11 protein-coding genes are annotated in these 13,110 nt (G+C 50.5%); 4 read left to right on the top strand and 7 right to left on the bottom strand.

Annotated elements, in window-relative coordinates:
• Positions 1–144 precede the first annotated feature (144 nt).
• From GZZ87_RS12725 to rlmN, 3 genes are all read right to left on the bottom strand, one after another.
• Positions 145–714 carry an NfeD family protein gene (locus GZZ87_RS12725; protein ID WP_162024982.1) on the bottom strand — a complete coding sequence of 190 codons (570 nt, stop codon included), beginning with the start codon at positions 712–714 and terminating at the stop codon, positions 145–147.
• Positions 715–824: 110 nt separating this feature from the next.
• Entirely contained in the window at positions 825–1,541 is a 717-nt protein-coding gene (locus GZZ87_RS12720) for a hypothetical protein (RefSeq protein ID WP_162024983.1), read from the bottom strand.
• A gap of 149 nt (positions 1,542–1,690) precedes the next feature.
• A complete protein-coding gene (rlmN, locus tag GZZ87_RS12715) occupies positions 1,691–2,749 on the bottom strand; it encodes a 23S rRNA (adenine(2503)-C(2))-methyltransferase RlmN (RefSeq protein WP_162024984.1) in 1,059 nt (352 codons plus the stop codon).
• A gap of 218 nt (positions 2,750–2,967) precedes the next feature.
• Between rlmN and GZZ87_RS19685 the strand changes: the two genes are divergently transcribed.
• The gene (locus tag GZZ87_RS19685) at positions 2,968–3,135 is read left to right on the top strand and encodes a hypothetical protein (RefSeq protein ID WP_178106552.1); all 168 of its coding nucleotides are present in this window, start codon (positions 2,968–2,970) and stop codon (positions 3,133–3,135) included.
• Between the two features lie 331 nt (positions 3,136–3,466).
• Here GZZ87_RS19685 and GZZ87_RS12710 read toward each other — a convergent pair whose 3' ends face one another.
• Both GZZ87_RS12710 and GZZ87_RS12705 read right to left on the bottom strand, forming a co-directional pair.
• Positions 3,467–4,705 (bottom strand): inner membrane CreD family protein, encoded by a 1,239-nt coding sequence (locus GZZ87_RS12710; protein WP_162024985.1) that lies wholly within the window; start codon positions 4,703–4,705, stop codon positions 3,467–3,469.
• A 235-nt stretch (positions 4,706–4,940) separates the two neighbouring features.
• The gene (locus GZZ87_RS12705) at positions 4,941–6,614 is read right to left on the bottom strand and encodes a hypothetical protein (RefSeq protein WP_162024986.1); all 1,674 of its coding nucleotides are present in this window, start codon (positions 6,612–6,614) and stop codon (positions 4,941–4,943) included.
• 365 nt (positions 6,615–6,979) lie between these two features.
• On the opposite strand from GZZ87_RS12705, the gene GZZ87_RS12700 reads away from it, so the two are divergent.
• From GZZ87_RS12700 to GZZ87_RS12690, 3 genes are all read left to right on the top strand, one after another.
• Positions 6,980–7,783, top strand: a complete 804-nt coding sequence (locus GZZ87_RS12700; RefSeq protein WP_162024987.1) for a TPM domain-containing protein — start codon at positions 6,980–6,982, stop codon at positions 7,781–7,783.
• A 108-nt stretch (positions 7,784–7,891) separates the two neighbouring features.
• Positions 7,892–8,599 (top strand): hypothetical protein, encoded by a 708-nt coding sequence (locus GZZ87_RS12695; RefSeq protein ID WP_162024988.1) that lies wholly within the window; start codon positions 7,892–7,894, stop codon positions 8,597–8,599.
• 3 nt (positions 8,600–8,602) lie between these two features.
• Entirely contained in the window at positions 8,603–9,199 is a 597-nt protein-coding gene (locus tag GZZ87_RS12690; protein WP_244648097.1) for a LemA family protein, read from the top strand.
• Between the two features lie 176 nt (positions 9,200–9,375).
• Here GZZ87_RS12690 and GZZ87_RS12685 read toward each other — a convergent pair whose 3' ends face one another.
• Positions 9,376–10,461, bottom strand: a complete 1,086-nt coding sequence (locus GZZ87_RS12685; RefSeq protein WP_162024989.1) for a sigma 54-interacting transcriptional regulator — start codon at positions 10,459–10,461, stop codon at positions 9,376–9,378.
• A gap of 620 nt (positions 10,462–11,081) precedes the next feature.
• Entirely contained in the window at positions 11,082–13,079 is a 1,998-nt protein-coding gene (locus GZZ87_RS12680; protein ID WP_162024990.1) for a glycoside hydrolase family 97 protein, read from the bottom strand.
• Positions 13,080–13,110 lie beyond the last annotated feature (31 nt).

Raw genomic sequence — 13,110 nt, 5'->3', positions numbered from 1 at the left:
AAGCACTCAGCCTAAGCGCCAGCACACCGCAGGACGAGGCGGAGCTCGTCCCTCCCCCAAAGTCATTAGCCCCTACCCTCGCCCGCAGGGCACTCTAGCGGAGCCTGCTGCGTGCGCGTAGCGTTTTACGCAGCGGTTGTAAAATCAATCGTCCCCCATGAGGGGATCACTGTCCGCAGGTCCAAGCTTGCGAACTCGAAGCTCCATACCGTTCGAGCCTTCGATTAAGACTCGATCTCCACTGCTGACGAACCCAAGCGTCGAGATCGCAGTGCGTTCTTCACCATCAATTGCAACCTTCCCCACCGGCTTCAAGTCTGTCGTGGCAAAGCCGTATCTGGGTAAGCCTTCAACTTCTGTTTTCTTCTTTTGGATCGATTCGTTTTTTAGAATGACCTCCTCCTTCGCGGGGAACCAAAATGCCCACTGGTAAATCAACCAACAGAGGATCCCAACGACCATAAAATCACAATCGTAGAGCTGCCAGATAAACGGAAATGCCAGGATAAATACCACAACCGAATAAGCCTGCCATGCTTCAACCGGGAGCGATGTCAGAAACAAATGTAACAAGCAAAAGAGCCCAGCCATTCTGATGAAAATACCAAATGGGTGCTTCCAGTTGTCGCTGACCTGCGGATCCTGATGAGTCAACAACCACAACAAAAACATTGTGATACTATAAGCAGCCAAACCTATCAGAATTTCATCCATTACCAATACCCCGTTTGTTGAAATACGACGCGGGCCCTCTGATTAATATATGCGAGAAAATTGGACTCAGAAATAGAAGACCTTGCTCGACACCCATGACTGTGAGGCTCCTAGTGAATCCCCAAATGCTTCACGGACTCAACCTGACCATCAATAAACTTAATATTAAACTGCCAACCTCCGTTACCAGTATCAAACCTGTAAACTAGAACATTATCCCCAGCGGGAAAGAATGGGAAGTTATAGACACTCTCACTAGAACTCTTTGGGTCACCCAAAAGTTCAATTACTTCTTTCTTATTATACCCCAAAATATCTATTGTGTTAAATACTCGCTTTGCAGCTCTAACGGCCTTCATCGAAGATGCCTCCCCCTTATACCCACTTGTTCTAGGTGTCGTATGCCACATATACTTCATATCTTCCTTTATATCTTCCGACTTCGTTGAATCGTCATAATAAATATCATCATAAACGGCCAAAATCTCGGACTCTAGTTCCACTTCATAGGGAATGCCCCAATGCACTGCCGTCTCTTCAGTTTTAGTGTCAGACTGAATCACCCAGATATACTCCTTCTTTTTTATATTCTCTGATTCTTTAATCGGTAACTTTACATTAACATCACTGAGCTGATCAGGTGAAATACTTCTTAAAATATTACCTCCAGACAACAAGCCCACTACATTCTCACCATTCTGTTCCTGATTCGTGAATAAGCCCCTGATGATAGCATCGCAGAAAGGTATAGATTCTTCGATTTTCACATTATGACCAAATGCAATCGATGAACATAATAGAAATATATATCCTGCAATTTTATTCATCTTTTTCTTAGACCAAGCTATCATTGAATTTCACGTTATCATCCTAACCCAAATCAGGTCAAACGACATTTTGAAAGGATAAAATCTACTCCCCTAATGCAATATGATTCCAGATGCCCGAAAGTATACTGTCACGTAGCTAAATCCAATCAGCGCGCACGCTTCATCTTCTTCGCTTTCAACTGCCCACAGCCTGCCGACACATCAATGCCACGGCGTTGGCGAATCGTGCTGGGGATCCCCGCATCCTGAATGATCTGCTGAAAGGCACGTGAGCGTTCTTCCGTTGGCATCGTGCCATCAAAGCCTTCAGTCGGGTTGAGCGGAATCAAATTCACATGCGCATCCATGCCTTTTAAAAGTGCCGCCAGTCGATGCGCATGATCGTCGCTATCGTTCACACCACCGATCAATGTCCATGCAAAGAACACGCGCGCACGCTTGAGCGCCGAATATTCGCGACAGGCTTCGAGCAAGTCAGCCAAGGGCCAGCGCTTATTTATCGGAATCAATTTGCCCCGCTCTTCATCACTTGCACCATGTAAGCTCACCGCCAGCGAATAACGCTTCGGGTGGCGTGCGAGTTTTTGAATGCCGGGAATATAACCGACTGTGCTGATCGCGACACGTGCTGGTCCAATATTTAAACCACGGTTGTCCGTGATGATGTCCAAGGCTTCCATGGTCGGCTCGAAATTATGCAAGGGCTCTCCCATCCCCATCATCACGATGTTCCTTAGAGTTTCGCCTTGGGTGCGACGCAGCTCGCGCTCGACATGGTGCGCCTGTGCCACGATTTCACCCGCGGTCAAATTCCTCGAAAATCCCATTTGCCCCGTTGCACAAAAGACACAGCCCATCGCGCAACCGACCTGACTACTAAGACAAGCAGTGTAGCGCCCCGGAAAGCCCATCTGCACTGACTCGACCTCGGTGCCATCATGCAGGCGTAACAAATACTTACGGGTAAAGCCATCCGAACTGGCGGTATCATCCACTGAATCGAGCACGCACGGCTGGACCGCCGCCTCGCTGGCCAACCAGCGCTGCACGGGTGGCAAAATCCCCTCAGAGGTCTCCAGATTATCTCGCAGCAAACGCCGTTGCACCGCACTAAATAGCGGCTTGGCATGCACAGGATTTACCCCTGATGCAGCCAATTCAGCTTCCAGCGCCTCATAGCGCAGACCTTCCAACGAAATACTCATACTGTCATTGCGTGTGTGCAGATCGCATCCACGTCAACTCCGTATCGCAGCCAAAGTCAGAAGTCGCTCCCATAGAGCTCATTACCAACCGTTGTTTAGACGGTCAGCTCCTAACGACTACAATTGACATCCATCGTTACAACCCGCATTATTAAAGGCCTCAGATTCCAACCAACTACTGGGTGGAGTCGTTATTACTCAACGAATATACATACATAATGGAACTCAAAAAACTATCTACTCTCTTCATCGCGTCTCTCATGCTTGCTGGCACATGCCTCGTAACCACTGGTTGCGGCGAAAAGAGCGACGCAGACAAAGCAGCTGACGCTATCGAAGACGCAGGCGACAAGGCTGCAGATGCAGTTAAAGGTCTTACAGACTAAGACGCACACATAATTCACACGAAAGGCGCTCCCGTTGGGGAGCGCCTTTTTTGGGTTTAGCGCAGTCGAGTTCCTTCAGGGTCTCGACCGATAAGGCGAACGATCCCATCCCTCCAAACAGGTGGCCACCTACCCTGTGGCTCACGATTTAACAACGTAAGCGTGTTGAAAATAATTTTAACCACGGAGGTCACAAAGGCACGAAGGTCTATAATGATAAGAGCAGAGCATGGGCTCAAATACAGTATACTCGCTCCGTGTCTTTGTGTTCTCTAGCGAAGCGGGTGGTTTAAATTTCTGATCGGTTAGCGCATGTATTCAAGACACCTACTCACGATTCCACATACGGCATCGCTGGTGGCACCTGCCCTTTCGCGCGCTTTCTGGACACGAACACTTCTGACCAATCCATCTTTGCGGTTGCGACCATCAATACGGCCAAGGTCGCGACTGCACCGACGGCAATCGTCACCCCGCTCAGACCATCGAAAAAGAAGGAATAGCTGAACAAAACCATGTAAGCGAATTGCGCGGGCAGCGCGATCCGCGTCAACGCACGGCCACCGACTGCATGCAGATAGCCGCAGACCAGCGCGAGCGATACGCCTGCCGAGAGGAAGAAACACAGATGAATCGGCATTAGATCCACCGTATACGCGAACAGCAGTTGAAACGCGAAGCACCCTGCTGCCAGAAAGAAATAGTTCATCGGGTGCAGGTTCATCCCAGTTACCGCTCCAAAGATCAGTAGCACCGCAAAAAAGAACAATAGCGACACTGGAGCAAAGAAACTGATACGACTCGCGACGGGGCCAGGATTGAGCACTTTCGGCATATCCATACCGATTGACTGTGCACCGATCACATCGGGATAGTCCCAGATCAAATCCCAACCACCCGCACTGATGACACTACGATCCGTGGGTGATCCCGTGCCAGCTGGAAAATTGATTTCGTCAAAGTCAGTCTCCATCGTCAGCGCAAAATTTTGCACACGATCTGCGTTGCCCAAATTATAATCCCAACGATTCAAACCGCGGGCATGATACGTCACCTTCAACGGCGCGCTGCCATGCGCAGGGATCACCACAGCCTGTGTGATCGTGCCCTCACGTAAGACAGGTTCGTCCACACCAGCACCATCCAGCTCAAAGGTGAATGCATTAAAACTCGCATCCTGTGAGGGTAAGGTAAACGCGACATACACTGTCTGATCAATCGGCGTCGGATTTGGTATTTCATAGTGTGCCTCGAATTCAGTCTTGTAAGTGCGATACCAAAACAGCCCCTTCCGTTTCGGCTCATAGCCCAGCTTCACATCGATCTGGCTCACACTCGGGCTCACCGCGCTACGCCCCGACGCACCCGCTGGCGAATCATACCATGCGATGGGATGCGCTTGCCGCAATTCAGGGCCCCAGCCCTTCATAACTTCATGGGTGAATGCACCCGATCGATCCACCGAGCGATGCGTCAACGCACCCCCAAGTATAAACCACGCAACGGCGGTGCAGATATAAATGAACCCTACAGCAAGTAGAGAGAGGACTGTTAGTTTGTGTGTATGCATATTTTTTAAAAGTAGTTAGAAGTTAGGAGACAGAAGAATGTAGGGGCTTTGCTTGCGAAGACCGCGTCTCCTCGGTAAGGCATCGCAGGCGCTCACGAAGCGCAGACACTGTTTGATCTCAAATTTGAATGGCCCTCGGATGTCATCGCATTCGATACATTGATTAGGAGTAAGAATTTGGCAGACGTGCCACTCATTCAAAGTTCGACGTTCAGTGTTCTAAGTTCGAGCAGTTCTACTGCTCCAGATCCTTTCGTGTATAATACAGCGCGGCTTGCGGCACTTCGTCGTCACAGATCTGTTTGCTCAGGCAAATCGGTTTACCGTTTGCACCACCGGCATCGATCACGACATTGCCCTCCAACGCGGTGGCTTGGTATTCGGCAGGTAGTTGCACCTGCCAGTTGACTTGATGGATAAAAAGTGGCGTGCGTGGCAGCTCCAACTGCGCCTTACCTTCAACTGGATCGAGTTTGTTGCCTTTGGTGGTATACACATAAGTGACCATCGTCTGCGCTTCCTTCGAGTTCACCTTTGGCAAGATCAACGCTAGATCGCCCTCGCCTTCGATCAACGGCTCGACCGCCCGACCATTCACGGCGCAGGACAATAGCTTCCCCTCCTCAGGTAGTCTAAAGCTGTAGCGCGTTTGTGAACGATGCTCAATAATGACCTGCGCCTTGTGCAGCATCCCGCCCTCACTGACCACCTCCGTCCAATACTGCGCAAGCGGCACCGTCGCTTCGGATAGCTTTAAACGTGGCAGCACTTGGGCAGTCACGCGCAAGAACCCCGCGTCTTGCGCGGGGGCAGTCAACAATGTCTTCGAACCGACCAACTCAGACATCCAACTCGGCACGCGTCCGACGTCCTCCCACGACTCACCTTCCGGTTGTATTGTATAGCCTTCAAACGGCAGCACATAGTAGGACTCATCCCAATGTGCAGCATTCACGACCGACACGCCGCGCACGTCCCATGACGAATCCACAGGCTGGATCGGCAGGTCATAGACCAACTTAAGCTCACGTGCCAGCGTCTGATCATCCTCCCAGCGCACATGCACGACCGAACCAGCTTCAGTCATCTCAACTTCGTAGCGTCCACGTAATCCTGCACTACTTAACGTCCTCAACTCAGCGGCAGCGGGAAGATGCAAGTGCGCCTCCGAGGTGCGTCCCCCATCCGTGGCCGTTAATCGCAAGCGACATGAGACTTGTATCGCTCCCGCCTCATCGCGCACTAGATACTGCGCTAGACCTTTCCAAGCCGTCGGCGCCAAGGCTTCTTGCTCATATAAGGCAACACGCACCGCACCACCCGCAGCCGGTAGGCCATAGACGGTCTTACCTGCATTCGCACCCACGGCTCCCGAAACAATCAACGCCGCAGGATCTCCATCATATTGAATCGTCAACGCACTGCGCGCGGCTGGCACCGCCTGAAAATCTGCAACGGTTCGGCGGCTGCCAGACGTTGAGCTGCTCGCCCCCATGAGGCCAAGTCGAACTATCGCATTCGCCTGAGGCTCTAGTAACAGGCAGAGCATCCCATCGTTCGGCACCAGCTTCGCATCGACCGGATCCACCGACACCAACACCGCAGAGGTCGGCACGAGCGGCACTACCTGCCACACCTCTGATAAATTCGAGATCGAGAAACTGGCCTGTAATGCCGGCGCCTCGGTGTCGTCGCAGTTCAGCGTATAGTCAGCCGAATGAATCACCATCGCGACCGGCGACTTCGGCACTTCCGCTTCCAGACTCTGCTCGACCGCACTCACACGATCCAACAGTCCCGCCAGTTCCGCATACGGCATCGTCACCGAGGCCTGTTTCAACTCTGAGGCCACCGCGCACAGCGCCCCCGCACATATTCCAGTCATTAAGTAAGCAATCAATTTTCTCATCGCTCACCATCCTAACCGCTCTGTTTGAAAACAGTATGAACTCACTGTGAAATCGAGATGGAATCTTACATAATCCTATCCTAATCTTAGTATCCCCTTGGCATGTGGTTTAGAACCGCCTAGATCGCAGAGCGATCACATCGCCATGAATCAAAGACTCAATAAGATCCAGCGATCCAAGAAGGCATAATTTCAGGGCAAATAACCTGTCCTATCACACCTGAAATACGGCCATATCATTATCCCCTACAATTGGATAATAATAGTAACGGAGACATTAAAATTAATGATTTATCACCAGATCGTCCGACCGTATATTTTTAATTTGCAATTAACACTAACTTATAAATAGTGATCTTAAAATTATGCTACGCTATTTATTAATTGGTTTGTGCTGCCTCGGGTCGCTGCTGTCTTGTCAGCTGAATGCGGCGGGGGGTGATAGTTTGATTGCTCGATTGCAGCCTACGGGGAGTATTACCGATAAGGCGAATATCCTCCCATCAAGCCAAGAGAAGCGATTACGCGGTATGTTGGATCAGCTCAACGCGCAGACAGGCGCGGCGTTGGTGGTCGTTACGCTGCCCTCGATGGAGGGTGGACAAATTGATGATTTCACCAGCCGTTTATTTGAAAAATGGGGAGTGGGTCAGGCGGATAAAGATAATGGCGTAATGCTCTTGATCGCAGTGAAGGAGCGTAAGATGCGGATCGAGGTCGGTTACGGCCTCGAGGGCGTGATCCCCGACGGCGTGGCGGGCTCTATTCGAGACGACTATGTGCTGGCGAACTTCAAACAAGGTAAGATGGCGACTGGCGTGGAGTCGGGCGCGCTGGCCTTGGCGAATCGGATTGCGAATCACTATGGGACAACCGTCGCAGCGAAACCGACCAAGCCTGTGGTTCGGCAACGTGTAAAAAGAAAGGACAAAGACGATTGGTTTGTAGTCCCATTCTTCTTTCTGATATTCGGCTTCATCATGTATAGCAAACTTCGCAATGGCGACGATGACGACGACTATCGTGGCGGTCGCTATGGCCGAAGACATCGTAGCAGCGGTTGGTATATCGGCGGAAGTTCCGGCGGCAGCAGCTTCGGAGGCGGCAGTAGCTTCGGTGGCTTCGGCGGAGGGAGTAGCGGAGGTGGAGGCGCTTCTGGCGGTTGGTAGCACGGATCTATCAGTAGGACTCATCAAATGGACAGACAAGACGCAGGTCAGCCGGAGATGGCGTAGCAATGCCTGTTTCACTTAAACTTACTTTAAATTAGACAATCAATGAAACCAGAAACATTTACAGAATCAGTTAAGCAAGCACTCGGAGATCAACTTCAAGCCGTGGTGCTTTACGGCTCATCCGCAGCAGGCGACAGTATTGCGGGGAAATCGGATTATAATCTGCTCCTGCTCGCCAAAACGTGGAGCGTGGCCAACCTAAATGCCTTGCGCACCGTCGCCCCCAAATGGCAGGAGGCCGGCAACCCTGCCCCACTGTGCTTTACACCTGAACGCTTCAAGGGCGCGGGCGATGTCTTCCCTATGGAGATGTTGGACATCGCGGAATCACACCGCGTGCTCTATGGTGATGATCCAGTGGGCGCGATTAAGGTAGATCGCACCCACTTGCGTCATCAGGTGGAATTTGAGCTACGCTCGAAGCTGCTCAAATTGCGCCAAACTTACTTACAGTTGCGCAAGCCCGAGAAAGGCCTAGCACAATTATTGGTGGAGTCGCTCAGTTCATTTCAGACGGTGTGTCGCGGAGCGTTGCGCTTGTTTCGCGACTCAGTGCCTGCGGATAAATCAAGCGCGATGCGTGCACTGGCTGACGAGCTCAATGTATCGATCGATGCCTTTGAGACGATTCACCAAATCAAGCAGACCCCGTCGCTTGCCAAGCAGCACGACATTCCCGAGCTATTCAGCCAATACTTAGACCAAATCGAGCGCGTGCTTGATCAGATCGATTCACATTCACAGTCTTAAACCATGATTGAAAAACAAAAAAACGGATGCTTGATGGGGACACTCATCGCACTTGGCGTGGCGTTGGTCATCGCGTTGATCGGCTACACCTACGTCAAAGGTATTTACAATGACATCGTGTCCAGCGACGAAGCGGTGGATGCAGGCTGGGCACAGGTAGAGAATGTGCTGCAGCGACGCTACGATTTGATACCCAATCTGGTGAATACGGTCAAAGGCTTTGCAAAGCAGGAAAAGGATGTGTTGACCGAAGTGACTGCCCTGCGCAGCCAGTGGGCAAAGGCCGGTTCGGTCTCGGAGAAAGCACAAGCAGCGACCGGCCTCGAAGCCGCGTTGGGACGCTTGATGGTCATCTCTGAGCGCTACCCGGATCTGAAATCGAATCAAAACTTCCTTCGCCTTCAAGACGAACTAGCAGGCACCGAGAATCGCGTCTCCGTAGAGCGCCGTCGCTACAACGAAGCGGTGCAGCGCTATAACACGACGATCCGCACCTTCCCTGCCGTGACTATAGCTAAGAGAATGGGGCTCGAAAAACGTGACGCGTATTTCAAAGCTGTGAGCGATGCCAGTGCCGCGCCCGTGGTGGACTTCGAGTAGGGCGTAAATTCCCGGAGGATGCAGACTAAAGTCGCAGGTCGGTTCCTTTAGGTTTGAGGGAAGCGATATCAATGGCCATGTAGGTCGAGCACCTACATTTGACAGGCTCATGTCTGGCAAGGAACACGACTACGCTTAACATCAAACTTAAAAGAGTCGTTAGGTCAGCCCAGCAATTAGACTGTGAGTGCTTTGGGCGCATGTGAGCGAAGAGACTCTATTAACTCATCGACGTTACGCTCAAATGGGAGCCCTTCGCATTCGTCGATGAACTGCTCGATCTCTTCCTCACTATATTGATGTGGAATATCATAACGCTCAGGGTGCTTCAGAATATAACGAGTCATCTCCTCAATATCCTGCGGGCGGTCAGCCAATCGTGGTATATCAAGCTGGCAGAGCGAAATCTCAAAATACAAACGATCATCAATCGTGCCATTTGCGAGCTCTTCATCTAACGATGTATAAGCTAAACAAATAACGTGCATGCTCTGTGAAATTTTCTTAAATGAATCGGCCAGCCAGCCCTGCACCTCCATGGGTAGGGTCTCGACATAATGCAGCACCAACGTGGTGTTACGCGCTCGTTCTAAAATGATCCCCCAACGCCCCTTCGGACCGATTAACAGTTCGCTCAAATCGATACTACTCATTTCATTACACCTGCATTCAACGAAGTCACTCTTCGCATAAGGGCCATAATTATGAATTAGGCGTGCGATATCAGGTTTACCGATCCCCTCAGGGCCAGAGAGTAAGATCGGCTGCTTGTTATGTATCACTTCTCCTAACTCGCGGCGCACCTTACCGATCTCTCGACTATTACCGACCAACGCAAGGCACTCATCCATACGATTACTCATCGCAACTGAACTGAGTGCATGTGTCTCGCCACGCTCTTTGCCAAGCGCCACGCGTATCGTCGCATGCAATTCACTAATCACGAGTGGTCTAGTCACTACATCTAAAAATGGCCATTGCACGACAGCGGCTCGAAGTCGCTGATCAAACACTGCTGCCAACAAGATACATCTGACCTTTGGCTCACGTTTACGTATCCGAACGACCAGCTCAAAGCCTCCAGTCGGTTGCACGCTAGAATCAATGATGACCAGCGCATGCCGCTTCGTTTCAAATAAACGCATGGCATCAATCGAATCTTCTGCCTCATCGATCGTAGAACAAAGGCTCGAGCAAAGGGTCGCAATCAGGCTTCGCTCTTCAGAAGAGTGATCGACAATCAGTATTGATGAGGAATCCATATATTCGAGGTATAAACAAAGCCCGAGCGACGTATTGACGGGCGACAATATGCATAAACCTGTAGATAATATACCCTAGACAAACAACAACACTCACCCTACTGAAAGGTGTTTTACGTTTATTTTACGACCAAGGGATCCTTCGGTCCAGGTGCCTCGATTGAGTGTGCTTTGCCGCGAGGATGGGCAAAGTGATTCATTCGTTTAAGCTTAAAAGAATAGTTAGAAGGCAAGAACTAGGTGGCATACGAGCACGTATCATGATTTTGGAGCGTGCAAGTGATGGGCTGAGGATCGGCGCCTCCGAAAATGTGTTGAGCAAACATCACAATACTTGATGCGCAGCAGTATTGAATCTGAGAATCCGTGCCCGGTTCATACACTTCAGTCCGCAAAATTGGCGACGGCATTCTTGAACCTCAGCAACTCACTACCAAAGTCTAACGTCTGACTCCTGAATATAAGTTAAAAGACCTCCCAAAATCCTCCGCGAACTCGGCAGTTACATTCCTTACCAGCTTTAGTCAGTATTTTGGCGGGTCCCACCTTGCCGCATAGGCGAGGTGGGACGCAGACGGCGAACAGGTTGATTGCCGCTCACTAACAGCGATACGCGCATTCTATTTTACTGGCCGTATCCACATGCAATGCCCGCCGCCTGGAGCGATGACTACAGGAATCGCATCGCCTTTCTTTGCGGTGATTTTTTTGACTTGATACAATTCACGACGTGTTTCTGTCGGCTTCAACTTTATCTTTTGCATCTTAGCTTCCCGCTTATTCATCGGACCGATGAATTCGTAGTGCGCATTTGGAGCGTCTTCATAAAGCGTAACGTCATAAGTTACGCCTTCTTCGAGAAAGTCCAAAGATACACTGGTTGTGCGGCCTGCTTCATCTGCCAATGCCGCGACGAACCAGGCATCACCAGCTTGGCGAGCCAGTGTGATGTATTTCCCAATCTCAGCCTCAAGCGCTATCGTTTGATCCCAGTCCATCGGTAGTTCTGCAATGAATTCGAAGAGATCCGCCTTACGACGGTAGGCATCAGGAATATCGGGTAGAGTCACAAGCCCACTAGGAAACAACATACACTGTGCCACCTGAGACACTACAGTCGAAGGCAACTGCCGATGGCATTTCTCACGAGTAATAAACGAGTCTAGGTCAAACATGCCGCAACTGCGATCGACCGGACCAGCAAGCCCGAACACGAACAAGTTGTTGATCACTCGACTCGGCGTGGCGGCAGGGCGTTGACCAGAATCCAGCATGCTATTCACATATTCATACGAGAGCATATTGGGATACGTGCGATTCACACCAGTCGGCTTAGCAGATTCATGCCGGACGATCATAATGCCATACTCCGCACATTTCTTAATAATTCCCATATCGTGCTCAACCGCACTGCGATGCTCCGAAGCACTAAAGCCCTGCTTAATTCCAACAACACCCCATTCCTGATATTGCTTGAGGGTCGCATCGACATCAAATGCATGCAGAGCCTTGGTATTGATATAGAGCCACATCCCTACACCTTTTTCTTTTGCATACGCGCAGATCTTCTTGATATCGACTGCAGCAATGGGGGTCTTAGGGTCAGACTTAGAATCTCGCTCTGGGCCATACCACTCGGCATCAATCATCAGATACTCAATCCCTGCCTCAGCTGCGAAGTCGATGAAGCGAATATAGCTCTCTGTATTTATTCCGTATTCAAATCCATCATCTGCGTGCGCGCCATGTGCTCGCCAATCCCACATGGTTACGCCGGGTTTGATCCACGATGTATCTTTGAGTTTATTAGACTCATTCAGGTTCAGAATCATTGAAGACTCAATTAAGTCCGCCGGACGTTCTGCGATGTTAACCGTCCTCCATGAGGTAACTTGCCCGCCAGCGCCTTTGATCTTACTATTATAAGTCAGCGTGCGATCGTTGAGCTGGAGATCTGCAACATCCGACTGAATCACCTCTGCCTCATGCACCACGATGTAAGCGTCATCCACCAGTTTTAGAGTCAGTGGTGTGCGGATGACCGATGGCTTATAGTCATAGCGTGCGTTCTTGCTCGGCTTCTGCCCTTTCTTTGCGGGCTGCCACGTATCTAGGTCTGTCTCATCCGAAACGAGCACCTGCGATAAGGGAAACCAGGCTTTTGGTTGTTCCGAGACAAAGTTTATCTGCGTCGCCTCATACTGGTAGGCTTCATTAAACGTGCTTGCTGCTGGAATCTCGTAACGAAAAGCGATGCCGTCATCATACACCCGAAAAATCACAGTTTGCTTCGCGACCTTGCCTAGCTCCAGTTGGATTTCATTATAATGGTTTCGGATTTCACTATAATTCCCCCAAACGGTTTCCCATGTTTCGTCGAATGAACTGCGCTTGATGTTGGTTACCTCTAGCGGTGCATTGGCATCCGACTTCAATCCGAGTTCCGATGGACTAATGATGGTCTCGCCATTAAAGCTGACTGTATAAGTAATCTGGTCAGCATTCGCCTCAAAAGAGACTTCAATCGTTTCGTTGGGTGAGCGCAGCACTTCCGCCGCGTTCGCATTGGCGAACACGAAAGTCGCAGCGAGTATTAATAATGTGTTGAGGTGTTTCATGGTGTCTATTCTCTATCAATGTTACTTGTTT

Source organism: Lentimonas sp. CC4 (genome assembly GCF_902728235.1).
Taxonomy (GTDB): Bacteria; Verrucomicrobiota; Verrucomicrobiia; order Opitutales; family Coraliomargaritaceae; genus Lentimonas.
The sequence above is the reverse complement of the archived record's forward strand: the minus strand, read 5'-3'. Positions and strand labels throughout refer to the sequence as shown.